Below are 24,610 nucleotides of genomic sequence, written 5' to 3' on the forward strand. Positions count from 1 at the left end.
TTGCGGACCGCCCGGGACGCGCTGCCGCGAGGCGGCGCGTATGCTACCGCAATCCCGCGACGCCGGATGCGCTTTCTTTCACGGAAAACTGACTTGAATCAAATCGTCGACACCGCCACCCCGTCCCCCGACACGCTGCTGCGCGTCATCGCCGTCCAGACCGAGATCGCGAAGCTCGGCCTCGACCTCGGCAGCGTGATGGCCTATGTGGCCGAGCAGGTGCCGCTGCTCACCGGCGCGAGCGCCGCCGCGATCGAATTCGCCGAAGGCGACGACATGGTGTATCGCGCCGCGTCGGGCACCGCCGCGGGGATGCTCGGGCTGCGGCTGCGCCGCTCGGGCAGCCTGTCGGGCCTGTGCGTGCAGCAAGGCCAATTGCTGCACTGCGTCGACTCGGAAACCGACCCGCGCGTCGATCGCGATGCGTGCCGCCGGGTCGGCCTGCGCTCGATGCTCGTGATGCCGCTCACGCATGCCGACACGACGGTCGGCGTGCTGAAGGTGATGTCGCCGGACGTCGACGGTTTCTCGCCCGCCGACGCCGGCACGCTGCGGCTGACGGCCGAGCTGATCGCCGCCGCGATGTTTCACGCGGCGCGCAACGAGGCGAACGAGCTGTACCTGCGTGCGACGCACGACGCGCTCACGGGCCTGCCGAACCGCGCGCTGTTCTACGACCGCCTGCGGCAGTCGATGCACACGGCGCTGCGCGCGAACGGCCGGCTCGGCATTCTCAACATCGACATGGACGGGCTGAAGCCGATCAACGACGGGTTCGGCCACCGCGCGGGCGACGCCGCGCTGCGCGAGATCGCCACGCGCATGCAGGGCGCGGTGCGGCGCTCGGATACGGTCGCACGTGTCGGCGGCGACGAATTCGCGGTGATCCTGCCGAACATCGGCACCCGCGACGACGCGCGCGCGCAATGCACGCGGCTCGCGCAACAGGTCGGCGAACCGTTCGAATTCGAGGGGCGCGCGTTGCGGCTCGGCGTCAGCGTCGGGATCGCGATGATGCCCGACGACGGCACCGAGATGACCGCGCTGATCGAGCATGCCGATCAGGCGATGTACGAGGCCAAGCGGACGCGATCGCAACGTGCGATGCACGCGTAACACGCGCCCGGAGGAAGTCCACCTGGAAGGCGGGGCAAAGGCCCGCCCGTGATTGGCGTGTCGTGGCGCTAGCCGATTGGTGGAACGGCGATCGCGAGCCCGACCGCGAGCCACTGCACGATCGCGATCAGCACGCCGGCCCGGCACAGCCCGACCGCGCCGCGCACCCGCGCATCGAGCGCGCGCCCGGCCTTCGCCGCGTCGATCCAGCCGAGATCGGCGAGCGCGCGGTCGAGCGCCGCGAGCCCGTCGTCGACCGACCCGTCGCCCGCCGCCCGCGCGAGCGCGGCGAACAGCCGGCGGTCGATCTCGATGCGCACCGCGTACCACAGTGCCGCGATCCCCGAGCCCGTGCTGACGACCGCCAGCAGCACACGCGCGATCGTCGCCGGCGCCCAGCCCGATGCAATCCACCAGCCCGCGCCGGCCGCGGCCAGCGCGGCCGCGATCGCCCACGCGCCCGCATCGAGCGCGCCGCGCGCGGCGGCAATCCTGAACGGTGCGGACGGATCGCGCATCACACGCTGCCTGCCGCGCCGCGACGGCGATCGATCCAGTGCTGCAGCACGGCCACGCCATCGTCCGACCACACCGCGTGCGGCCGCACCGCGCGCACCGCGGCCAGCGCGTCGCGCGCATCGCCGAGCCCGCGCCGAGCGGCGAGCCACGCGGCCGCGCACAACACGCTGCGCCCGTAGCCGAGCGCGCAGCAAACCAGCACGTCGCGCCCTTCGCCGTGCAGGCGCTCGAGCGCCGCGACGGCCTGTGCGAGCTGCACCGCGGTCGGTGCGACGAGGTCGAGCTGCGGCACGGCCGCATACGCAAGCGACGCATCGGCCGCCGTCCAGCGCGGCATCTCGGCGGTCAGATCGACCAGCGCCGTGAAGCCGTGGCGCCGTACTTCGCGCGTCGTCGGCGTGCGGCCGATCGACACGCGTTCGTCGATCCGCACCGGGGCCGGCTGCCGGAACGTCCACAGCCGCGAATTGACGAATGCACCGGCGATCGTCGGCGCGAGCAGCCAGCGGATGAATACCGGGAAGCGCCCGTGCGCATCCTTCTGGAACGCACCGGGTGCGCCGCGCCGATAGGCCCACGCGACGCACGCGAGCGCCAGCGCGACCCACCCGGCCGCCAGCGCCCAGCCCGGTGCGCGGGGCACGCACCACAGCGCCGCGAGCGCGACCAGCGCCGCACCGAGCGCATAACGGCGTGCGAGCGCGCGGCCGGCCGCGCCCGGCGACCCATCGGCGCCCGGCAACCGGCCCGCGGCATCGCGCAGCGGAAACAGGAACAGCGCGAGACAGCCGACGGCCGCGCCGGTCGGCACGTCGATCGCGTGATGCTGGTAGGTCGTCAGCACCGACACGCCGATCGCCGCGAACCACAGATGCAACACGATGCGCGCGACCGTACCGCGCACATGCTTCGCATAGACGGCCCACAGCACGACGAGCAGGCCGATGTGCAGCGACGGCGCCTGATTGAACGGCTTGTCGAACCCCATCAGCAGCGTGAACAGCGCGCCGGCCACGCCGCCCGCGTCGGGCCGCTCGAATCCGAAGCGCAGCGGCCACGCGATGAAGCACGCGACCGACACCAGCTGCACGGTCAGCAAGCGCTTCACGTGATCGAGCAGATCGTCGCGGCGCGTCCAGAAGAAGAACGACAGCGCATACAGAAGATCGATCGACCAGTACGGCACGATCGTCCACGGCACGAACGGGATCGCGTGCTCCCAGCCGAACGCGAAGGTCGGCACCGCCGTCCGGCGCGCCGCGAGCCAGTTCGCGAAGCCATACGTGGAGAAGAACACGGCGCCCATCGCCACGAGCCAGCCGAAGCGCAGCGCGAACGACGCGTCGCGTGCGCCGGCCGCCGACGCCTGCGCCGCCAGACCGCGCGCTCCGCCGCCGAATTCGCTCATGACGCGTCGATCCGCTGCGCGAGGCTGACCGTGAAAATGCCCATCTCGTCGATCCGCTGATCGAGCTTGCGGAAGCCCGCTCGCGCGACGAGTTCGTCCATCTCGGCCTGCGAACGGCGCCGCATCACCCAGGTCGACTCGCCGCGATGGTTGTTCAGCGCACGCGCGATGAATTCGAGCTGCGGATGCCACGGCTGCCCCGTGTAGACGAGATAACCGCCCGGCGGCACGGCCTGCGCGAGCCCGCGCAGCGAGCGTTCGATCAGCGCGTTCTCGCCGAACAGTTCATACAGCCCCGACACGATCGCAAGCGTCGGGCGCGGCTCCAGCGTCGCGAGCGACGTCTCGTCGAACGCGTCGCCGCGCTCGAAACGCGCGATCGGCTCGAGCCCGCGCTGTGCGATCAGCACACGCCCGGCTTCCACGTTCGGCGGGCTGTAGTCGCGCAGCGTGATGTCGTCGGGCGCCGCGCCGTCGCGCTCGGCGGCCGTGGCGATCGCATCCAGCACGTAGCGCCCGTGGCCGGCCGCGATGTCGACGATCCGCACCGGCGTGCCGTGGCCGCGCAGACGGCCGATCGCCGTACCGATCAGCTCCTGCAGGTGCACCTTGCGCTGGCGGATGCCGATCCAGCCCGGCGAATCGAGATACGTGCGGTCGATCAGCGCGCCGACGCCGAGCCGCCCCTGCGCGCGGTTGCGGTACACATAGTCGAGCGTCGAGCCCGAATCGAAGCCGAGCCGCAACCCGAGCGCGATGCCGTCCGACAGCGCGCCGCCCGCTTTCAAGCCGGCGCGCGTGAGCGCCCAGTACGCACGCGCGAACGCGTTCGCGGGCGGGCGGCCGAGCGCCGCGTATTCGTCGTGGAACGCGCCGCGCCGGTCGGCGTCGGCGAGCGACACGCGCGGGCTCGGCGCATCGAACTCGCGCAGCACGAACGCGCGCAGCGGCGCGAGCGCCTGTGCGCGGTCGCGCTCGCCAAGCGTGTCGTGATAGAAGCCCGGCAGCACGATGCGCTCCTTGCGCGCCGAGCCGAGCCGTTCGAAGAAGCGGTCCTGCGGGCCGCGATGCACGACCCAGTCGGCGCCCGAGATCAGCAGTTGCGTCGGCACGGTGATCGCGGCCGCATCGGCGACGATCCGCTGCGCGGTGTCGTGCAGGTCGAGCAGCATGTTGACCGCGATCGGTCGCGTGATCAGCGGATCGGACGCGTAGCTCGCGATCCGCTCGGGATCGTGCGTGAGGAACTTCGGCTTCACGTAGCTGTTCACGTAGAACAGCCCGCGCAGCTTGTGCATCAGCCGCAGGCCCGGCCGCGCGAACGGTACGTAGAGCTTGATGTGGAACGCCGGCGATGCGACGACGAGTGCGCGGATCGGCGGCGCGTAGTCGTGCGCCCAGGTCGCCGCGAGCACCGCGCCGACGCTCTGGCCGACCACGGCCATGTCCTCGATCGCGATGCCGTGCGTGTCGCGAATATGTTCGACGAAGGTCTGCAGGTCGCGCACCGACGCGGCCGCGCTCGGGCTGTAGCCGCGCGCGCCGGGCGAACGGCCGTGGCCGCGCGCGTCCCACGCGAAGAATGCGAAATCGGGCAGGTCGAGCTCGTCGACGAGGTGCGCGACACGCGCCGAATGTTCGTGGCCGCGATGCAGCAGCACGATGGCGCCGCGGCAATGTGGGCCCGTCGCGGGCCAGTGACGATAGAACAGCGTCTCGCCGTCGTGCGTGATGAAGTCGGCCTCACGTGCCGTGCGTGCGCTCATGTGTTTTTCTCTCGTTTCGTTATTCGTATCTTGGTGCGCCGCCCTCCGGCGCCCGGTACCGCCACTGCCTTTGACTGCCGTTACTACTCTTTCAACCCTTTTCCGCGATGCCGGCCTGCACGCGCCGCACCACGGTCACGATCGACAGCACGATCAGCAGCCGCCACAGCCATGCGGCGACACCGCCGACCGGAAACCCGAGCCCGATCCACAGCGCGAACGCGCCGAGCGCGAGCGCGCGGTCGCTCTTGCCGAACGGGCCGTCGTAGCGGCGGCTCACACCGACCAGCGGGCCGATCAGCCCCGCGCATTCGACGATCACGGCCGTCAGCGCAAACAGCCAGACGTCCGCCGGAGCGAACGCCGGAATCGCGAGAAACGGCAGCACGAGCGCGACATCGGACACGACGTCGCCAAGTTCGTTCAGGTATGCGCCGAGCGTGCTCTTCTGGTTGTGCTCACGCGCAAGCATCCCGTCGATCGCATTGAGCGCCATCCGCACGAACAGCCACAGCGGGATCAGCAGGAACAGCGCGCGGGCAAACACGCCGAGCCCGGCGAGTGCACCGACGACGATCGAGCCGCCAGCCGCGAACAACGTGACCTGGTTGGCCGTGACGCCGCGCTCGGCGAGCGAGTTCGCGAACGGGCGCAGACGGTTCTGGAATTTGGGTTTGAGTGCGTAGAGGCTCATCGTTTCGTATTCATATTGTTCGCGCGGCACGGTCCGACACGGTTCCCGCCGCCATGCCCCGGGCGGCAAAACGGCCTGCGTCGGCCTTCAGTGGACGGCCCTCATCGTCGCCGAGCCGCCCCGATGCGTCAAGCACGCGCATGGCGCGCCCGCGCGGCGGCAATCTGGCATTTTTGACGGAAACTCGCGATAATCCGCTGGCCCGATCGCAGCGAAGACCCCTTCGAACTGCGAACGGGCGCTCGTGCAACAGCCGATCGTCACGCCGCCCACCGGCGCATTCGCCGCTACGCAACGTGGCGTGACGACGGCGAACCGTCCGATTATCGCGGACCTGCGACAGGCAGCCACGAACTTGAAAAAATTTAAACAAGGGCCGTCCGGCGCGCATCCTGCCGCGCCGGCATTCCGGGGTCCCGCCCGCCGCGCATGCGCAGCGGGCCATGCAGGCAGGCAGGAGGCACCGCGCCGATGAACATCCTCAACGTCTGGCAGCGCGATTTCCTGCTGTCCATCGTGCGGCTCGTCGCCGGCGCGTATCCGGTCTGGCATCAGGCGCCGCCGTCCCCGACGCAGAAGATCTATTTCTCGAACCACACGAGCCACATCGACACGCTCGCGATCCTCGCCGCGCTGCCGCGCGACGTGCGCGCGGTCGTTCGGCCGGTCGCCGCGCGCGACTACTGGGACAGCAGCGACATGAAGCGGCACATCGCGCAGAAGCTGCTGAACGTCGTGCTGATCGACCGCCACCGCGAATCCGGCGGCGACCCGCTCGACCCCGTGCGCGACGCGCTGCGGCAGGGCCACTCGATCATCATCTTCCCGGAAGGCACGCGCGGCGCCGACGTCCTGCCGCAGCCGTTCAAGAGCGGGCTGTTCCATCTCGCGACCGAGTTCCCGGACGTCGCGCTCGCGCCCGTCTACCTCGAGAACCTCCAGCGCATCATGCCGAAAGGCGCGATCTGGCCCGTGCCGCTGATCTGCAAGGTGCATTTCGGCGCGAACGACGCGCTCGGCGCCCAGGAAGAAAAGCCGACGTTCCTCGCCCGCATGCGCGATGCCGTCGTCGCGCTCGCGCCACCGCAGCGGCCCGCGGGCTGAGCGCGGCGCCCTCTTCTCCCTTTTCCGGATATCAACAATGCGAACAATCTTCTGGGAACTGGTCGCGGGCGTCACGGCCGTGCTCGTCGTCGCGACCGTGATCGGCACGATCCTCGGCGCGCGCAGCGGCGGCCAGAGCGCGACCATCGTCAACCTGAACCAGCGCATCCGCGCGTGGTGGGCGATGATCGCGATCATGGCCATCGCGATCGGCCTCGGCAACAACGTCACGTATCTCGTGTTCGCGCTGCTGTCGTACCTGACGCTGCGCGAGTTCATCACGCTCACGCCGACCACCGCGAGCGACCATACGACGCTGTTCATCGCGTTCTTCGTCGCGATCCCCGTGCAGTACCTGCTGCTCGGAATCAACTGGTACGGGATGTATTCGATCTTCGTGCCCGTGCACCTGTTCTTCGCGATGTCGCTCGTCTCGGCGCTCACGCAGGACACGCGCGAGTTCCTGAGCCGCAACGCGAAGATCAACTGGGCGCTGATGGTGTGCGTGTACGGGCTGAGCCATGCGCCGGCCGTGCTGATCCTCGACATCCCGCACTACGCGGGGCAGAACGCGCTGCTGCTGTTCTTCTTCCTGTTCGTCGTGCAGATCAGCGACGTGCTGCAATACGTCGTCGGCAAGCTGTTCGGGAAGCGCAAGATCGCACCTCAGCTGTCGCCGTCGAAGACGATCGAAGGCTTCGTCGGTGGCGGCTTGCTGGCCACGCTGTGCGGCGCGTCGCTGTATCGCGTGACGCCGTTCAGCTTCGGCGCGGCATTCGGGATCTCGCTCGCGATCGTGATTGCCGGCTTCGTCGGCGGGCTCGTGCTGTCGGCCGTCAAGCGCTCGCTCGGCACGAAGGACTGGGGCTCGATGATCGCCGGCCACGGCGGGATGCTCGATCGCGTCGACTCGATCTGCTTCGCCGCGCCGGTGTTCTTCCACCTCGTACGCTACCTGTACGTGTGATGCGCGGGCGGCGCAACGCCGCCCGTGCCTGCGCGAAGGATCAGTACCCTTCGCGCAATGCCTTCGGCACGACGTAGCGGCCGCGTGCCGCGTCGAACGTCACCGTATGGCGCGCGTGGATGGCCTTGTCGCCGCGCGTGCCCGTTTCCGTGACCGTCAGCGGATAAACGTCGCCGGTGCCGGTCAGGTCCGGCGCAACCTCGAAACGCCGTTCCTCGCACCTTGCCCGCGCGTTCGCACATTCGCTCGACTCCGTATTGTCGAGCGCCTCGTCGATGCGCGCTGCCGCCAGCACCAGCGCATTGCCGTACGGCAGCCAGATCGAACGGAAAGCCTGCGTATAGCCTTGCCGCATGTCCCCTTCGCCGATGACGAACCCGAACAGGTGCGGCCCGAGGCGCTCGATGCGCACCGTGCCCGGCTCGCCGCGCTTGCCCGACGCGATCTCCGTTTTCTTCACGATCGGCTCGAGCGTCTTGCCGTCGGCCGTCGGCTTCAGCACGTACAGGTCGATCGTGCCGGTCGACGCGTCCGAATCCATGCCCGGCGTCCCGTTCTGTACCGCTGCCTCGGTCTCGCCGCACATCGCGAGCAGCGTGCGCGGGCCATCCGCGGTCGCGACGCGCAGCGAGCCGCACGGCGCGTAGATGAAGTCGTCCCCGTCCGCCTGCCAGCCCTTGCGGTCGGCCCGCCACTTGCCGTAAGTGTCGTGGACGAAGGTCTTCAACGGCGGGGCAAGCTGAACCGGCTCGGCGGCATAAACAGGCGACAGCGCGACGAGCGCCGTGAGTACCGCGAGCGCGCCAAGCGCGGCGGCAGCCGCCAACCGCCGGCGGCGTACGGCCTCGCCATTCGCGCCGGCCGGCGTTACGATCTCGTTCTTCACCCAGGCTCCGTACGATGTGCGCGGGAATCCGCCCGCGAGCCCGTAGCGTACACGCACGGCGCGGCTCCGCAAGCGCGCATCGCACCTGCCCGACATGGACCTACGCATGAACCTCACGTTGCAGGATGTCGCCTGGCACCGCTCGGTCGGACGGCTCATCGAGTCGCTCGACCAGCCGGGCTTCTGGCTGTCGCTGGTCCGGCTGATCGAGGAATACGTCGCGGTCGACAGCTGGGTCGCGCTGATGTTCGACGACGGCCGCCCGCAGGTATTCGCCGAATGCGCGTATGAAGGCGATGGCCCCGATCCGCTGTTCCGCGACTACGTGCAGGGGCTGTACCAGCTCGACCCGTTCTACATCGCGAACCGCGACGCGCCGAAGAGCGGCCTGTTCCGGCTGTCCGACGTCGCGCCCGAATGCTTCCGCGATACCGAGTACTACACGCTCTATTTCACGCACAACGTCGTTGAGGACGAAGTGCAGTTCAACGTCGTGCTCGACGATGCGCGCACGCTGTGCCTGTCGCTCGGCAACAAGCGACGCTTCAGCCCAGGGCAGGTGGCGCTGCTCGACCTGATCCGGCCGTGGGTGGCCGGGCTGATGCGGCAGCGGCTCGCGTTCGAGCCTGCATCCGCGGACCATGCGCCGCCGCGCCGGCCCGGCGCACACGACGGCTTCGAGCAGGCGATGGCGCGGCTCGGCACGCCGCTGACCGCACGCGAACTCGACGTGATCCGGCTGATCCTGAGCGGCCGCTCGAACAAGGAAGTCGCGAACAAGCTGGCGATTTCCGCCGAAACGGTCAAGGTGCATCGCCGCAACATCTACGGGAAACTCGCGATCAACTCGCAATCGGAGCTGTTTTCACTGTTCCTGAAGGCGCAGACCGACGCGTAACGCGGACTGCCGCCGCGAGCCGGTACGGGCAAGGACACGGGCAATCCCCGGCTGACGCCCGCATGGCGCTCGCGTATGGTCTGCGTATCGTTCATCCTCCCGGGCGCCCGTCATGCTCACCCCTCCATCCGCCCTGCCCCACCCCGGCGGCCCCGTCATCGGCGTGCGGCCGCAAACACTCGGCAACGCGATCCGGGCGGCCGGCACCGCCGGGTTCGCCAACGCCGTCGCCGGCTTCGTCAACGAGAGCATCGTCATCGACGCGATCCACCTCGAACGCTGGCGGCCCGATCCGGGTGTTGCGTCCGGCTACCAGATCGAATGGTTCGGAAGCTGGGGCGACCGCCATCACGAGCTGTGCGTGCTGATGGACGCGTACTACCGCGATTTCTGGCAGACCGATCCGCTCGTCGCGCCGGTGCGCGGCACGAACGGCAAGCTGCTGTTGCAGCGGCACGTCGGCGGCCTCCCCGACGGCGATTTTCGTCGGCGCTTCTTCGACGAACAGCGTGTCACCCAGGAATGCATGCTCGTGCACGGCAACGCGAACGTGCAGTACGCGCTGTCGATCACGCGCTCGACCGATCACGCCGCATTCAGTCGCGACGAGCTGTTTCACCTGCGGCAGATGGCCGACCTGCTGTTCCCGCTGCTCGACATGCATGCGCGTTCGTGCGCCGCGCGGCGCATCGCGCCGGCGGCCGGTCACGCACCGTCGCATCACGGCTTCGATACGCGCGTCGCGCGGCAGGATGTGCGGCTGTCGCGCCGCGAGCAGGAAATCTGCAAGCTGCTGCTGAGCGGCCGCTCGGTACCGGAAGCGGCCGCGCTGCTCGACATCCGCCATTCCACCGCCGAAACCTACGTGAAGCGCGCGTTCGCGAAGCTCGGCTTGCGCACGCGCGGCGAACTGTTCGACTGGGCGCTGCTCGACGGTTAGCGGCGGCGCGAACCACCGCTATCGGCGATCCGCTATCGGCCGCGCGTTCCGCGCAAAACGGGGGGCCGACACGATCCTCGCCGGACTGGATCGTCTGCGCCCGCGTGCGACACGCGCCGGTCGCGGCGGCACGGACGATGACGGCACACGAACTCGACGTGATCCGGCTGATCCTGAGCGGACGCTCGAACAAGGAAGTCGCGAACAAGCTGGAAATCTCGGTGGAAACGGTCAAGGTGCACCGCCGCAACATCTACGCCAAGCTTTCGATCAATTCGCAGTCTGAACTTTTTTCGCTGTTCCTGAAGGCCCAGACCGATACGTGACGATCGGCGGGCGGCGTGACGTGCCCCGCTCGCTCCCCCTCCCGTGCCGCCGATACGCGTTATCGGCTGCGTCTTCTGTGCAAACGAACCGCTCGCCCCTATCCTTGCGCGATCCGATCCTGCCTGCCCGTTCGAGACGAAACGGGCGGCCGACGCTGGCCTGGGTTCTGATGGCACCTCCTCGTCAGTCAGGACCTCTTCGCCGACCCTTGCAGAAGGGTCGGCGTTTTTTTCGCCATGGCTTCCGGCACGTCGCCCGCGAGATCAATACCCCCGACGGGTTAACGCGTCGGCGGGATGGGCAAACGAATGGTTCGGCGCATACTAGGACCTCGTTCCAACCGCTCCGCCGCCTGCTGCGACGGGCCTCTTCCCCCGAAACCGCCCATGAAACTGAAGCTCGACATCGTGCAGCTCGCCGGTCGCGACGGCGACACGCACTACAACCTGCAGCGCACGCTCGAGGCGATCGCAACCTGCGCGCCCGGCACCGACATCGTGATGTTTCCCGAAGCGCAGCTCACCGGCTTCCTCGATCCGTCGAATCTCGCGGCAGTCGCCGAGCCGCTCGACGGGCCGAGCATGGGCGCGGTGATCGCCGCCGCGCGCGCACGCGACGTCGCGGTCGTGGTCGGGTTGATCGAGAACGATGGCGGCCGCTTCTACAACACGACCGCGTTCGTGACGCCCGACGGCATCGCGCTGCGCTATCGCAAGACGCATCTGTGGGTGAGCGAGCACGGCGTCGTGCTGCCCGGCGACCGCTACGCGACCGTCGAATGGCGCGGTGTGCGGATCGGCCTGCTGATCTGCTACGACAGCGAATTTCCGGAAACAGGGCGCGCGCTCGCGACGCTCGGCGCGCAGCTGATCCTCGTGACCGACGGCAACATGGAGCCGTACCGCAACGTCCACCGCACGTCGGTGTCGGCGCGCGCGATGGAGAACCAGGTGTTCGCGGCGGTCGCCAATCGCGTCGGCGACAGCACGCACGACGTCGTGTTCGCCGGCGGCAGCCTGGCGGCCGATCCGTTCGGCAACCTGATCTTCGAAGCCGGCAACACCGAATCGCGTCATGCTGTCGAATTCGATTTCGACCAGCTCGCCGCATCGCGCGCGGTCTACGACTATCGCAACGATCAGCGCCTGCACATCGCCGGCGAGCGCATCGAGCATGCGGACGGGCGTCGCGAACTGCTGATTCCGTAACGGGCATCGACCCGCCCGGCGGCGGCGACGCCACGCATCACGCCGGGTCGGGCACCTCGATCGCCAGCAACGCCGAACTGACCGACTTGCCGTGCGCATCGAGCGCGAGCGAGCGCGTCACGCCGCCGCCGAGCGCATCGCGCAGCACGAAATTGAACGCGCCGAGCGACGGCAATTCGTAACGCACGACGTCACCACGCACGATGCCCGCGAGCCATGCCTTCACCGCTTGCGCATCCAGATGCGTGCGCAGATGATCGTAATGACGCGGATCGCGGCAAATCACCGACACGTTCAGCGTATTGCCCTTGTCACCGGTGCGCGCATGCGCGAGTTCACGCAGTTGCATCATGCCTCCACGAATGAAAACGACGGCGTCACGGCCGCACGCGGCAGCAGCACCGACTGCACGGCGATCACCTCGCGCGTCGACTTGAACGCGCCGCCGCCGCCGGCCGGCCCGTTCGTATAGAGCGTCTCGACTTCGTTGCCGATCCGCGCGGCCTCGGCAGCGCTCGCCGCACGGCCGGCCACCCGCACGCGCACCTCGGCCGGGTCGCCGCGCACGGGTGGCGTTGCGTCGCCATACAGCGAATCGACGCCGATCAGGTCGAAGCGCCACTCGGTCGCCGCGACACCGGTCAGCGCCAGCCGCTCGCGGACGATGTCGAGCGCGAGGCGCGCGCGTGCGAGCGCACCCGGGCCGCCGTACGAGATCTGGCCTTCGCCGATGTAACCGTCGACATAGGCCACCGACACTTTCAGCGTATCGGGACGCGTGGTGCCGCGCCCGCCCGTCACGCGTACGCGGTCCGTCGCCTCCTCGGCGACCGCGACGCGCGTGAAATCCGCGACGACGTCCGGCTGCAGATACCGCGCCGGATCGTGAATTTCGTAGAGCAGTTGTTCCTTGCAGGTCGCCGCGCTCACGCGGCCGCCCGCATGCTGCACCTTCGTGATCACGACCGAGCCGTCGGCCGCGACTTCGCCGATCGGGAAGCCGAGCCGCGCCAGGTTCGGCACGCCCTTGTAGCCGGGATCCGCGAAATAGCCGCCCGTCACCTGCCCCGCGCATTCGAGCAGATGGCCGACGACGGTCGCGGCCCCAAGCGTGTCCCAGTCGTCCATCCGCCAACCGAAAGCGTGGATCAGCGGCGCGGCGAACAGCGACGGATCGGCGACGCGCCCGGTCAGCACGACGTCCGCACCGGCCGCGAGCGCGTCGACGATCGGCGCGGCGCCGAGGTACGCATTCGCGGACACGATGCGGTCGCGATACGCGGCGACTTCGTCACCCGATTCCTCGAAACGGAATGCGCCGCGCAACACGACATCGAGCACGTCGTCGCCTTCGACCGCCGCGACCTTCAGCCCCGCGATGCCGAGCGATTGCGCGATCTGCGCGGTGCGCATTGCCGCTGCGCGCGGGTTCGCCGCGCCCATGTTCGACACGATGCGCACGCCGTTCGGCACGGCGACCGGCAGCACCGCATGCATCCGCGCGTCGAGCAGCGGATCGTAGCCAAGCGCCGGGTCCTTGCGGCGCGCCTGCTGCGCGATCGCGATCGTGCGCTCGGCCAGGCATTCGAAGACGAGATAGTCGAGCTGCCCGTGTTCGGCCAGTTCGACCGCGGGCTCGATCCGGTCGCCCGAGTAGCCAGCGCCCGCGCCGATGCGCACACGCCGTTCAGGTTGTTGTGCTGTCATGTCCGTACCGTCGTCCGGCGGGTTGCGCCGCCAGAAAAAATCAAAAGATGCCCAGCACGACGCACGCGATCGTCATCACGATCGAGGCGCCGAACAGCAGCGGGAACGTGAATTTCTGATGCTCGGCCAGCTCGATGCCGCACAGGCCGACGACGAGGAACGTCGCGGGTGTCAGCGGGCTGACCGGGAACCCCGTCGTCATCTGGCCGAGCAGCGCGGCCTGCCCGACCTGTACCGCCGGCACACCCAACTGGCCGGCCACTTCGGCGATCACGGGCAGCACGCCAAAGTAGAACGAATCGGGATCGAACAGCATGCTGAGCGGCATCGACGCAATCCCGAGCACGACCGGAATGTGGCCGGCCATCGACGGCGGCACGAAGCCGACCGCCGCCTGCGCCATCGCCTTCAGCATGCCGCTGCCCTGCATGATCCCCGTGAACACGCCGGCCGCGAGCAGGATGCCGGCCATCATCAGCGCGGCGCGCGCATGCGCGTCGATGCGCTTGCGTTGCATGTCGACGTCCGGGTAATTCACCATCAGCGCGATGCACAGCCCGACCATGAACATGATCGCAGGCGGGATCTTCTCGCCCATCACGACCATCGTGCCAAGCACGACGAGCGTCAGCACGAGGTTGAACCAGAACAGGTGCGGCCGGCGCAGCGCCTGCTCGTCGGGCGTCAGCTCGCGCTTGGGCAGCGGGATGGACGCAGCGTCGCGCGACAGGCCGAGCCGCTTCTCCTCGCGCCGCCCGAGCCAGTATGCGACGCCGAACACGAACACGAGCCCGATCGCCTGCACCGGGATCAGCGGATTGAACAGCGCCGACACCGGCAGGTGCAGCGACGCCGACGCGCGGATCATCGGCCCCGTCCACGGCAGGAAGTTGATGCCCGCGGCCATCGATACGGCCGCGGCCAGCACGCGCCGGTCCATCTTCAGCCGGTCGTACAGCGGCAGCACGGCCGGAATCGTCACGAGAAAGCAGACGGCGCCCGAGCCGTCGAGGTGGATCAGCAGCGCGAGCAGCGTCGTGCCCATCACGATCCGCGTCGGCCGCGTGCCGACCGCGCGCAGGATGCGGTCGATGATCGGGTCGAGCGTGCCGGCATCGGTGATCGTGCCGAAATACAGGATCGCGAATACGAACATCCCGACCACGGGCGCGAGGCCCTTCAGCCCGTCGATGACGAACTTGCTGGTATGCAGCCCGAAGCCGCCGATCAGCGAGGCCGCGATCGGCACGATGATCAGCGCGACGAGCGGCGACATCCGCTTCGACAGAATCGCGGCCAGCAGCACGACGATCGTGCCAAGCCCGAGTAACGGCAGCATCCGTGTCTCCTACCTTGTCTTTTGTTGGAGACGAGCGTAAGGTCGGCGCAGCAATAGCACAATTGAAATGATTTGATCGCAGCAATCACGAATCGTTATGGATCTGAATCTTCGCGACATCCGCGCGTTCGTCACCGTCGCGCACGCCGGCAACTTCACGCGCGCCGCCGCGCGGCTGCACCTGTCGCAGCCGGCGCTGACCGTGCAGATTCGCCGGCTCGAGGAAATCGTCGGCGCGCGGCTGTTCGACCGCAACAGCCGCAGCGTCGCGCTCACGCAGACCGGGCGCGAGCTGCTGCCGCTGCTGCAGCGCTCGCTCGACGACATGGAGCGCGTGCTGCGCGATGCGCGCGCGCTCGGCGAAGGCACGAGCGGCTCGGTGCGGCTCGCGTGCCTGCCGACCTTCGCATCCAGCGTGCTGCCGGAGCTGATCCAGTCGTTCCGGCGCGACGTGCCGCGCGCGGGTTTCGAGATCCGCGACGGCGTCGCGAGCCTCGTCACCGCGCTCGTGCGCAACGAGGAAGCCGATCTCGGATTGACGGGCGGCGACACGTTCGATGCATCGCTGGAAGTGCTGTATGCGGGCGCCGACCGGCTCGTCGCCGTGTGCCCGAAGGATCATCCGCTCGCGCGCAAGCGCCGCGTGAGCACGGCCGACGTCGCGGCCGTGCCGCTCGTGCTCACCGCGCAGGGCACGAGCGTGCGCAGCGTCGTCGATGCCGCGCTGGACGCGGCCGGCTGCACGCCCGACATCGCATGCGAGCCGACCTACATGATGACGGCCGTCGCGATGGTGCGCGGCGGCCTCGGTGTGACGATCCTGCCCGCAACTGCGCGCGAGGTGCGCGCCGAGCCCGAACTGGTCGCGAAGCCGATCGACGATCCCGCGTTCGTGCGGCCGATCGCGCTCGTCACGAAACGCGGGCGCACGCTGCCGCGCGTTGCGCAGGCGTTCGCCGAAGCGATGCTGGCGGAATTGAAAAAGCGCGCGTGAACCGCGCGCCCTGACGATGAACGGTCGGTGACCAGACGCCTACTGCGCGTCCGGATCGACGTGCAGCGATTCGCCGATCGCATAGAAATTGCCGCCCGCGATGTAGTGCAGGCTGCGCAGCGCCGGATCGGCCGACTCGAAATACCAGTGGCCGTCACGGAACACGCGCGTGTCGGACCACGCACCGACCACTTCGCCGATGAACAGGTCGTAGGTCTGCTGGTTGTGCGGCTCGGGAATCAGCTTGCACGCGAGCCAGCCCGAGCAGCCGGCGACGAACGGCAGGTCGTACCCGGCGACGTCGAACAGCGTGACGCCCGCCTCGCGCAGCTTGTCCGGCCGCTCGGCAAGACTGTGGCTGCCGACCGCGTGCGTGAGCTGAATCTGCGCGGCCGTCGGCACCTGGATCACGAACGTGCCGCTGCGCTCGACGAGCTCGCGCGTCTTCGCGGACTTGTCGAGCACGACCGTCAGCTTCGGCGGCATGAAGTCCAGCGCGCACGCCCACGCGGCGGCCATCACGTTGTCGACGCCGTCGTGGCGGGCCGATACGAGCACGGTCGGGCCGTGGTTGAGGAGACGGTAGGCTTTCTTCAGCTCCACCGGAGCGATGTGACTGTCCATACGGGTTCCTTGGAGAACGGCGCGCACGGACGGATGCCGTGCGGCGCGGCGCCGGCCGGCGCACCTGCGCGCGCGTGCGGCAGGCCGCATTCTCGCACCCAAATTCAATCGGTGCTGGCGCCGCCGCCGGTCACTTCGCGAACAGCTGGCCGATGTCGCGGAACGCCTTGAATTCGAGCGCATTGCCACACGGGTCGAACAGGAACATCGTCGCCTGTTCGCCGACCTGCCCCTTGAACCGCACATACGGTTCGATCGCGAAGGTCACGCCGAACGATTTCAACCGCTCGGCCAGCGCCTCCCAGCTCGCCCAGTCGAGCACGATCCCGAAATGCGGTACCGGCACGTCGTGGCCGTCGACGGCATTCGTGTGCGCGTCTTCCTGCGATGCGGTCTTCGGATGCTCGTGGATCACGAGCTGGTGCCCGTAGAAGTCGAAGTCGACCCATTGCGCGCTCGAACGCCCCTCTTCCAGCCCGAACACGCGGCCATAGAAATCGCGCGCGGCCGGCAGGTCGTGGACCGGAATCGCCAGGTGAAACGGGGAAAGACTCATGGTTGCCTCGTGAAGGAACGCTCGCATGGCGCGAGGATCGCATCATGGTAGACAACGCCGGGCAATAATTAAATCAATATATAGTTTTGTGATTCACAAACGAAATTGATCAATGATCCGCGAGCTGAAAACCCTCATCGCCGTCGCCCGGGAAGGCACGTTCGCCGCCGCGGGCAACCGTATCGGCCTGACGCAGGCGGCCGTCAGCGCGCAGATGCAGCGTCTCGAAGCCGAACTCGGCTTCGCGCTGTTCGACCGGCAAGGCCGCGCGGCCCGCCTCAACGAGCGCGGTCATCACGTGCTCGACCAGGCGCAGGCGCTGATCGGCCTGTACGAGAACCTGAGCTCGACCGCGCCCGGCTCGCCGACCGCCGTGCGCGTGACGATCGGCGCGATCGCGTCGGTGCAGAGCGCGTTGCTACCGGCCGCGCTGGCCGACTTCCATCGCCGGCAGCCCGCGTGCCGCACGCGCGTGATCCCGGGGCTGTCGATCGAGCTGGTCAACCGGGTCGATGCGGGCGAGATCGACATGGCCGCGATCATCCGTCCGCCGTTTTCGCTGCAGAGCGACCTGCACTGGACGACGCTCGCGCAGGAGCCGTTCCGGCTGATCGTGCCGCGCGGCATGAAAGGCAAGGACTGGGCCGAACTGCTCGCGAGCGAACCGTTCGTGCGCTACGACCGCGCGTCGTTCGGCGGCCGCCAGGTCGATCGTTTCCTGAGAAAGATGCACATCGCAGTGCGCGACACCTGCGAACTCGACGAGCTCGATGCGATCGTCAAGCTGGTCGAGAACGGCGTCGGCGTCGCGATCGTGCCGCAGACGGCCGTCTATCGCCGCTGGCCGGCCGGCGTGCGCGCGATCGACCTCGGGCATCACACGTTCCACCGCGACATCGGGCTCGTGCATCGCGCGCGGCGCACGATGTCGGAACCGGCGCGGCTCAACGCCGCCCGGCTGCCCAGTCGACGGCCGCGTCGAACAGCGCGACACCGGCCGGCGACAGGTTCGTGAACGTGTCGTTGTCGAGGAAGAACATCACGCGACGCGCCGGCGCGAGCGCTTCGTAGTCCATCGTCGCGCCCTTCTCGTACGCGAAGACCGCCGCCTTGTCGGGTTGCCCGTACACGGTCGCGATCGTGATCGCGCCGAGCCCCGGCTTGCCCCAGCTCATCGGCGCCTGCTTGCCGTACACGTTGGTCGCGCCGGCCGGCAGGCCAGCCGCAATGGGATGCGGCGCGTTGACGAGCCACAGATAGCGCTCCTTGCCCGTTTCGCCGAAATCGACGTCGTGCCGCTTGCCCGTCATCGCGAGATCGTCGAGCAGGTCGTTTTCCCAGGTCACGAGCGGCTTGTCGAGCGTGCGCCAGCCGGGCCGCACGTTCTTCGACGACACCGTCGACGAGATCACGACGAGGTCGGCGTCGCGCGCCGCATCGGGCGTGGCCGACTCGTCGATCAGGCGCACCGCGTAGCCGCGTTCGCCGAGATGCTGACTGATCCGTTCGTCGACCTTCAGGTTCGGGCCGCGCAACTGCACGAGCATCGCGACGCGCGTGACGGCAGCCGGCGCATCGGCTGCCCATGCAGGCGTCGATACGCCGATACCCAAGCCCGCGCCCAACGCGAGCACCGAGCCCGCGATCGTGCGCAATACGCGGCGTCGTGCGCCGTCGGCAACGGCGCGCACGGCGCCGGTCTTCATCTTCAGGTTCATCGAAATCTTCTCCAGGGTCGCGCGCCGGCGCACCGGCCGCGCGTCAATTGCGTGGTCAGAACTGCAGCGTGGTCAGCAGCGACACCTGTCGCGCGTCACCGATCGCGACGAAATAGCGGTTCGCGCTCGACGGGTAGTACGTGCGGTTGAACAGGTTCTTCACGTTGAGCTGGAACGACAGCTTCTGCTTGCCGATCCGCGTGTCGTAGGTCGCGAACGCGTCGGCGAGCACGTACGACGGCAGCGTGAAGCTGTTCGCCGAATCGCCGGGCCGTGCGCCGACGTAGCGCGCGGCCGCGCCGACGCGCAGGTCGTCGCCGCCGAGCACCGTGCCGAAGTCGTAGACGGCCGCGAGCGACGCGGTATGGCGCGCGACGTTCCACAGCTGGTTGCCCGCATACAGCGGATCCTCGGTGGTTTTCGCGTCGATATACGCGTAGCTCGCGATCACGTTCACGCGCTCGCCGATCTTGCCCGACACATCGAGTTCGACCCCGCGCGAACGTGCCTTGCCCGATGTGCGCCAGTCGGTCAGCTTCGTCGCGTCGTTGTACTGCGATACGAGTACGTTCTTCTTGTCGATGTTGAACAGCGCGAGCGTGCCCGTCATCCCGCCCGGCAGGTCGAGCTTGCCGCCCACTTCCCACGCGGTCGCCTCCTCGGGCGGCGTCGAGCCGTCGATCATGTAGCCCGACGCCATCGGCGCGATCGACGACGACGGCTTCAGCGACTGCGAATAGCTGCCGTACAGCGAGAACGTGTCGGTCCACTTGTAGACGACACCCGCGCGCGGCAGCCACTTCGAGCCGCTCAGGTCGGTGTTCGCCTTGAACGGCCGGCCGCGCCCCGCGACCTGGTTGTAGGTGATATAGCGAAGGCCGCCCGACACGATCCACTTGTCGGTCAGGTGAACGGTGTCCTGGAAGAACGCGGACGCATCGTGCAGCGTGTCGGTCTGGTCGCTGTCGCTCGCGGACACCGTGCTCGACGGCGGCAACAGGCCGTACACCGGATCGATGTAGTTGAACGGCGTCTTCACGGCCTGGCGCAGCATGTCCTTGCGATAGATGCGGCGATATTCGGTATCGAAACCGACCTGCACGTCGTGACGCATCCCGCCGAGCGTCAGCTTGCCGTTCACGTAGCCGACCCCGTAGCTGTCGGTGCTGAGCGAGCCGTGCGTCGCATCGTTGCTGCGCGTCATCGTGCCCGTCACCGGATCGACGCCGGTCGTGCGCAACTGGTTCGCGTCGTAGGTCTCGCGGTTGTAGCTGTAGCCGAAATGCGCGCTCCAGTCCGCATTGAACTGGTGATCGACGGTCAGTTGCGCGAGATGCGATTCGCCGTCCATGTTGTTGAACGGCTCGTCGATCCGCCGCCGCGCGGGGATGTCGAGCGGCGCATTGGTGCGCGGATCGAGCGCGGTGCCGCGATCGAACGGCGAATGGAACTTGCGGTACTGGTAGGACACCGCGACCTGCGTATCGCGGCCGTACCACGCGAGCGACGGCGCGACGAAGGTCTGCCGGTTCTCACCGAAATTGCGCCAGTACTGCTCGTTCGACTGGTCGACGATCAGCCGGTACGCGAGCCGAGAATCGCCGATCGGCCCCGTCGAATCGAACGTCGCGCCACCGCCATTCTTGCCGTGCCCGAACGTCGATGCGCCGAGCGAAATCGCGTTGTAACGCTTGAGCTGCGGCTGCTTGGTGACGACGTTGATCATGCCGCCCGGATCCATCAGCCCGTACAGCAGCGACGTCGGCCCCTTCAGCACCTCGACGCTGTCGACCGCCGCGTTGAACGCACGGCCCTGCACGAGCGGCATGCCGTTCTGCATGATCGAGCCGTCGCGGTTGCCGCCGAAGCCGCGCTTCATGATGGTGTCCTGCGTACCCGCGAGCGTGTTGCCCTGCGTGATGCCGCTCACATTGCCGAGCGCGTCGTCGAGATTGCGCGGACGCTGGTCGCGCAACACCTGCGCGGGCACGATGTTGACGGCCTGCGCGGTGTCGAGCAGCGGAATCTCCGAGCGCAGCACGCCGGCCTCTTTCGGCGCGCGATAGCTTTCGGCGCGCAGTGCGCTGGTGCGCACGTTGATCGTCGGCAGCTCGGCGGCCGGTGCGACGCCGGCCGCCACGGGCCGGGCCGCCGCCCCGTCCGCGCGCATCAGCGTGTAACCGCCGCCCGGCTGGCGCAGCGCGACGAGCCCCGTGCCGGCCAGCAGGCGGTCGAACGCGCCATCGATGTCGAACCGGCCCTGCACGCCGCCGCTCGTCAGGCCGACCGTCATCTCGGCCGGAAACGCGAGCAGGATGCCCGCGTCGCGCCCGAACCGGTTCAGCGCGGCTTCAAGCGGGCCGGCAGGAATGTCGAACGCGCGACGCGACGCGCGCTGTGCGGCGGGCGCCGCGTCGGTGTCGGTGTCGGCCAGCGCGGGCAGCGGCAGCAGCGCCGACAGCAGGACCGCGCCGGCCAGCCGGCGTGCAAGACGGCCCGGTGCGGCCGCGCGCGGCAGATGACGGGCGGGCGCCGGACGGCGCCGATACGTGAGACGGATGGAAACCATGATCGGAGAGTCGGTGGACGATGGGCCAGTGCTGCTTTCATTACCCATGTCACGCGAACATCGAAAAACAGCTCAGGTAGACGGAAATTTTTTCGACGGACTCACGAACGGGCCGGCACGACCGTCGCCCAGTAGCGGGTCAGGTAGTGGACGTCGATCGGCAGCGTCGCCTTCAGCGTATCGAGCACGCGCGCGGGATCGTCGAGCGGATAGGTGCCCGACACGCGCAGGTCGGCCACGGCCGCATCGCAGCGCAGGCTGCCGCGCCGATAGCGGTCGAGCTCGACGACGAGGTCGGCCAGCCGCATGCGCGACGCGACGAGCATGCCGCCCGTCCACGCGGACGCATGCGGATCGAGCGGCGCCGGCGCGCCGATCGCATCGCGCGTGAAATCCGCGCCCTCTCCCGCCGCGATCACGCGCGTGCCGGCCGTCGCCTCGACCGGCTGTACGCGTACCGCGCCGGCGAACACCTCGATGCGTGTCGCGCCGTCGCGCTGCCGTACCGCAAAGCGCGTGCCGAGCGGCTGCAACTCGCCTTGCGCGGTCGCGACGACGAGCGGCCGCGCGGGCACGCGATCGTCATGGCCGCTCGTCACCATGATCGTGCCGCGCAGCAGCCGCAGGTGGCGCGCCGCGTCGTCGAAACGCACGTCGAGCGCGGTGTCGGTATCGAGCACGACGGTCGTGCGATCCGCGAGCGTCACCGTGCGTCGCTCGCCGACCGCCGTGCGCAGATCGGCCGGCCAGATTGCCGCGCGCCGCGCGGGCTCCGCCATCCATGCGGCGCCGCCCGCGAACAGCAGCACGGCCAGCGTCTTCACGGCCGCGCGGCGGCGGCCCGCACGCGGCGGCAACAGCGCCGCATGCGCGGCCTGCGCGTCGAGCCCGGCCGCGAGCCGGCCGAAGCGGCCCTGCATCGTTTCGATATGTCGCCATGCCGCGTCATGCGCCGGATCCTCGGCGCGCCAGCGCGCGAGCGCGGCGGCGAATGCGTCGTCGGTACGGCCGGCCTGCCGGTCGACCCACCATTCGACGGCGCGACGCGCGACGTGCGGCGGCACCGCCGGTGCGCCTGGAGCGGCCATCGGTCAGGCCGCCATCGCGAAGAAGCACTGCGTGCCGGCCTTCACGAGATAGCGCTTCACCGTCGCGAGCGACACGCCGAGTTCGCGCGCGATCTCGACCTGCGTGAGCCCGTCGAGTTGCGCGAGCAGAAACGCACGCTTCGCCGCGAGCGGCAGGCCGTCGAGCAGCTGGTCGATTTCGAGCAGCGTCTCGAGCACAACGGCCCGCTCTTCCGGCGACGGCGCATACGCTTCGGGGCGCTGCGCAAGCACGTCGAGATACGCACGCTCGATCTGCTCGCGCCGCCAGTGATTGCTCAGCACGCGCTGGGCGACCGTCGTCAGGAACGCGCGCGGCTCGTCGGCACCGATCGGCTCGTCGCGTGCGAGCAGGCGCATGAACGTATCGTGCGCGAGATCGGCCGCGCGATGCGCGCAACCGAGCTTCCGGCTCAGCCAGCCGCGCAGCCACGCATGGTGGCCGGCATAGAGGGCGTCGATTTCTCGATGGAGGGACAGCTTGTCAGCGGACATGGCCGGGTTCCGGGGTGCGCAGGCGTCAACGATTCTGTAAATGAGAATGATTATTATATACAAAAGTAAGCTTGCGGCCTCGGTTTCGATGCGCCCCGGTGCGCGCGGCGACGATCAGGTCGCGCCGGGGGCGAAGCTGCGATGTCGTCGCCGGCCGCGGGCGATACGTCCCTAACACACCCATTACAGTTCGGCCAATTCAATTCATTCAATAATTAATTGACGGATCAATAACAATATCCGGATCACCGCCATTCCCCGGTCGATTGCACGGAATTGTCACGGGATATGCAAGGTGCAATGGAGAAATCGCGAAATGACAACCAATTGATACGCGATTCTCAATAATTCAAATCCCTCAATAGCGCATATCGGAGGACGTCTCTGTCTGCGTCAGACCACAAAAGAGAATTTCATTTTTGCCGTTTTATTACGGCTCTGTAGTCTCCTGCCATTCCGGAACACGAACACGAGCGCAATGCGCAAGGAGATGAGATGAAACGCACGACCCTCTCGCTGATTTCGATCGCGTCATTCGCCGCGATACCGGTCGCACATGCGCAGTCGAGCGTCACGCTGTACGGCGTGATCGACACGTCGATCACCTACGTGAACCATGCGCAGGGCAAGGACAACGCGTGGATGCTCGGCAACAGCAGCGCGGGCAACCTGGCCGGCAGCCGCTTTGGCGTGAAAGGCACCGAGGATCTCGGCGGCGGGCTGAAGGCGCTGTTCCAGCTCGAGAACGGCTTCGACCCGAGCAACGGCCGGCAGGGCCAGGGTGGCCGCATGTTCGGCCGTCAGGCCTTCGTCGGCCTGACGAGCGACCGCTACGGCACGCTCACGTTCGGCCGCCAGTACGATCCGCTCGTCGATCTCGTGCAGGGCATCACCGCCGACAACTATCTGGGCAGCGTGTTCGCGACGCCGGGCGACGTCGACAACTACGACAACAGCTTCCGCGTCGACAACGCGGTGAAGTACACGTCGGCCGTCTATTCGGGCCTGCAGTTCTCGACGATGTACTCGTTCGGCGGCATCGCCGGCAGCACCGGTGCCGCGCAATCGTATTCGGCCGCCGTGTCGTACAACAACGGGCCGTTCAGCGTCGCGGGCGGCTATTTCCACGCGACCAACAGCCCCGCGTCGAACGGCCTGCGCAACGGCTGGACCAGTTCGTCGGACGGCACGTTCGACGGCCCGATCAACAACGGCTATGCGAGCGCCCACTCGATCGGCATCGCGCGCATCGCGGGCCAGTACGTCGCCGGCCCGTTCACGTTCGGCCTCGGCTACAGCAACGCGCAGTACCGCCGCGATGCGAGCTCGGCATTCAATTCGAACGAGCACTACAACACCGGGCAAGGCTTCGTGAACTACCAGGCGACGAATGCGCTGCTGGTCGGCCTCGGCTACAGCTATACGCGCTCGGGCGGCGATACGTCGGCGACCTATCACCAGGTATCGGCCGGCGCGGACTACAACCTGTCGAAGCGCACCGACGTCTACCTGACCGCCGCGTACCAGCATGCGAGCGGCCAGACCGGCGACGGCAACGGCGGGTCGATGGCCGCGCAGGCGTCGATCGGTTCGTATGGCTACGCGGGCACGAGCTCGCAGACGATGGTCAACCTCGGCCTGCGTCACCGCTTCTGATGAAAAGCGACCG

General features: G+C 68.2%; 23 protein-coding genes and 1 pseudogene. 10 read left to right on the forward strand and 14 right to left on the reverse strand.

The window, feature by feature from the left end:
• Positions 1–93 precede the first annotated feature (93 nt).
• Positions 94–1,116: a sensor domain-containing diguanylate cyclase gene (locus U5809_RS26150; RefSeq protein WP_322088633.1), complete on the forward strand. Its 1,023-nt coding sequence runs from the start codon at positions 94–96 to the stop codon at positions 1,114–1,116.
• Positions 1,117–1,184: 68 nt separating this feature from the next.
• Here the strand turns inward: U5809_RS26150 and U5809_RS26155 are convergent, their stop codons facing one another.
• From U5809_RS26155 to U5809_RS26170, 4 genes are all read right to left on the reverse strand, one after another.
• On the reverse strand, positions 1,185–1,634 hold the full coding sequence (locus tag U5809_RS26155; protein ID WP_322088634.1) for a hypothetical protein: 450 nt from the start codon (positions 1,632–1,634) through the stop codon (positions 1,185–1,187).
• Complete coding sequence (locus U5809_RS26160) at positions 1,634–3,043, reverse strand: phosphatase PAP2/dual specificity phosphatase family protein (protein ID WP_322088635.1); 1,410 nt, start codon at positions 3,041–3,043, stop codon at positions 1,634–1,636. The genes U5809_RS26155 and U5809_RS26160 overlap by 1 nt, the downstream gene beginning before the upstream one ends.
• Positions 3,040–4,809 carry a bifunctional alpha/beta hydrolase/class I SAM-dependent methyltransferase gene (locus U5809_RS26165; RefSeq protein WP_282507269.1) on the reverse strand — a complete coding sequence of 590 codons (1,770 nt, stop codon included), beginning with the start codon at positions 4,807–4,809 and terminating at the stop codon, positions 3,040–3,042. Before U5809_RS26165 ends, U5809_RS26160 begins: the two co-directional genes overlap by 4 nt.
• A gap of 91 nt (positions 4,810–4,900) precedes the next feature.
• Positions 4,901–5,503: a CDP-alcohol phosphatidyltransferase family protein gene (locus tag U5809_RS26170; RefSeq protein WP_282507268.1), complete on the reverse strand. Its 603-nt coding sequence runs from the start codon at positions 5,501–5,503 to the stop codon at positions 4,901–4,903.
• 471 nt (positions 5,504–5,974) lie between these two features.
• On the opposite strand from U5809_RS26170, the gene U5809_RS26175 reads away from it, so the two are divergent.
• Together U5809_RS26175 and U5809_RS26180 are read left to right on the forward strand one after the other, a co-directional pair.
• Complete coding sequence (locus tag U5809_RS26175; protein WP_322088636.1) at positions 5,975–6,607, forward strand: lysophospholipid acyltransferase family protein; 633 nt, start codon at positions 5,975–5,977, stop codon at positions 6,605–6,607.
• A gap of 37 nt (positions 6,608–6,644) precedes the next feature.
• The gene (locus tag U5809_RS26180; protein ID WP_282507266.1) at positions 6,645–7,574 is read left to right on the forward strand and encodes a phosphatidate cytidylyltransferase; all 930 of its coding nucleotides are present in this window, start codon (positions 6,645–6,647) and stop codon (positions 7,572–7,574) included.
• 40 nt (positions 7,575–7,614) lie between these two features.
• On the opposite strand, the gene U5809_RS26185 is transcribed toward U5809_RS26180, so the two are convergent.
• Positions 7,615–8,448: a topoisomerase IV gene (locus tag U5809_RS26185; protein ID WP_415877961.1), complete on the reverse strand. Its 834-nt coding sequence runs from the start codon at positions 8,446–8,448 to the stop codon at positions 7,615–7,617.
• A gap of 118 nt (positions 8,449–8,566) precedes the next feature.
• On the opposite strand from U5809_RS26185, the gene U5809_RS26190 reads away from it, so the two are divergent.
• The 4 genes and pseudogenes from U5809_RS26190 to U5809_RS26205 form a co-directional block, all read left to right on the forward strand.
• Positions 8,567–9,358 carry a response regulator transcription factor gene (locus tag U5809_RS26190; protein ID WP_322088638.1) on the forward strand — a complete coding sequence of 264 codons (792 nt, stop codon included), beginning with the start codon at positions 8,567–8,569 and terminating at the stop codon, positions 9,356–9,358.
• Positions 9,359–9,470: 112 nt separating this feature from the next.
• Positions 9,471–10,298: a helix-turn-helix transcriptional regulator gene (locus tag U5809_RS26195; RefSeq protein ID WP_322088639.1), complete on the forward strand. Its 828-nt coding sequence runs from the start codon at positions 9,471–9,473 to the stop codon at positions 10,296–10,298.
• A 137-nt stretch (positions 10,299–10,435) separates the two neighbouring features.
• Positions 10,436–10,624, forward strand: coding sequence for a response regulator transcription factor (locus U5809_RS26200; RefSeq protein ID WP_322088640.1), 189 nt, complete (start codon positions 10,436–10,438; stop codon positions 10,622–10,624).
• A 387-nt stretch (positions 10,625–11,011) separates the two neighbouring features.
• Positions 11,012–11,683: pseudogene (locus tag U5809_RS26205) on the forward strand (nitrilase-related carbon-nitrogen hydrolase); the annotation flags it as partial.
• A 187-nt stretch (positions 11,684–11,870) separates the two neighbouring features.
• On the opposite strand, the gene U5809_RS26210 reads toward U5809_RS26205, so the two are convergent.
• The 3 genes from U5809_RS26210 to U5809_RS26220 are packed head-to-tail and all read right to left on the reverse strand — an operon-like array spanning position 11,871 to position 14,879.
• Positions 11,871–12,182, reverse strand: coding sequence for a hypothetical protein (locus U5809_RS26210; RefSeq protein WP_322088642.1), 312 nt, complete (start codon positions 12,180–12,182; stop codon positions 11,871–11,873).
• Positions 12,182–13,540 (reverse strand): acyclic terpene utilization AtuA family protein, encoded by a 1,359-nt coding sequence (locus tag U5809_RS26215; protein ID WP_322088643.1) that lies wholly within the window; start codon positions 13,538–13,540, stop codon positions 12,182–12,184. The genes U5809_RS26210 and U5809_RS26215 overlap by 1 nt, the downstream gene beginning before the upstream one ends.
• A gap of 40 nt (positions 13,541–13,580) precedes the next feature.
• Positions 13,581–14,879 (reverse strand): CitMHS family transporter, encoded by a 1,299-nt coding sequence (locus U5809_RS26220; protein WP_282507259.1) that lies wholly within the window; start codon positions 14,877–14,879, stop codon positions 13,581–13,583.
• A gap of 97 nt (positions 14,880–14,976) precedes the next feature.
• On the opposite strand from U5809_RS26220, the gene U5809_RS26225 reads away from it, so the two are divergent.
• Positions 14,977–15,873 (forward strand): LysR family transcriptional regulator, encoded by an 897-nt coding sequence (locus U5809_RS26225; protein ID WP_322088644.1) that lies wholly within the window; start codon positions 14,977–14,979, stop codon positions 15,871–15,873.
• A gap of 39 nt (positions 15,874–15,912) precedes the next feature.
• Here the strand turns inward: U5809_RS26225 and U5809_RS26230 are convergent, their stop codons facing one another.
• Positions 15,913–16,497, reverse strand: coding sequence for a flavin reductase family protein (locus U5809_RS26230; RefSeq protein WP_322088645.1), 585 nt, complete (start codon positions 16,495–16,497; stop codon positions 15,913–15,915).
• Between the two features lie 130 nt (positions 16,498–16,627).
• Positions 16,628–17,053, reverse strand: a complete 426-nt coding sequence (locus U5809_RS26235; protein WP_282507256.1) for a VOC family protein — start codon at positions 17,051–17,053, stop codon at positions 16,628–16,630.
• 112 nt (positions 17,054–17,165) lie between these two features.
• On the opposite strand from U5809_RS26235, the gene U5809_RS26240 reads away from it, so the two are divergent.
• Positions 17,166–18,068: a LysR family transcriptional regulator gene (locus tag U5809_RS26240; RefSeq protein ID WP_322088646.1), complete on the forward strand. Its 903-nt coding sequence runs from the start codon at positions 17,166–17,168 to the stop codon at positions 18,066–18,068.
• On the opposite strand, the gene U5809_RS26245 is transcribed toward U5809_RS26240, so the two are convergent.
• From U5809_RS26245 to U5809_RS26260, 4 genes are read right to left on the reverse strand one after another with little or no spacing between them, the layout of a single operon-like run.
• Positions 17,998–18,771, reverse strand: coding sequence for a hypothetical protein (locus tag U5809_RS26245; protein WP_322088647.1), 774 nt, complete (start codon positions 18,769–18,771; stop codon positions 17,998–18,000). The genes U5809_RS26240 and U5809_RS26245 overlap by 71 nt on opposite strands.
• A 55-nt stretch (positions 18,772–18,826) precedes the next feature.
• Complete coding sequence (locus U5809_RS26250) at positions 18,827–21,388, reverse strand: TonB-dependent receptor (protein WP_322088648.1); 2,562 nt, start codon at positions 21,386–21,388, stop codon at positions 18,827–18,829.
• A gap of 53 nt (positions 21,389–21,441) precedes the next feature.
• A complete protein-coding gene (locus U5809_RS26255) occupies positions 21,442–22,428 on the reverse strand; it encodes a FecR domain-containing protein (RefSeq protein ID WP_322088649.1) in 987 nt (328 codons plus the stop codon).
• A 3-nt stretch (positions 22,429–22,431) separates the two neighbouring features.
• Entirely contained in the window at positions 22,432–22,941 is a 510-nt protein-coding gene (locus U5809_RS26260) for a sigma-70 family RNA polymerase sigma factor (RefSeq protein ID WP_322088650.1), read from the reverse strand.
• A gap of 495 nt (positions 22,942–23,436) precedes the next feature.
• Between U5809_RS26260 and U5809_RS26265 the strand changes: the two genes are divergently transcribed.
• Positions 23,437–24,597 (forward strand): porin, encoded by a 1,161-nt coding sequence (locus U5809_RS26265; protein ID WP_282507251.1) that lies wholly within the window; start codon positions 23,437–23,439, stop codon positions 24,595–24,597.
• The last annotated feature ends 13 nt before the right edge of the window (positions 24,598–24,610 follow it).

Source organism: Burkholderia sp. BCC1999 (assembly GCF_905339975.1).
In the GTDB taxonomy this organism is placed as follows: domain Bacteria; phylum Pseudomonadota; class Gammaproteobacteria; order Burkholderiales; family Burkholderiaceae; genus Burkholderia.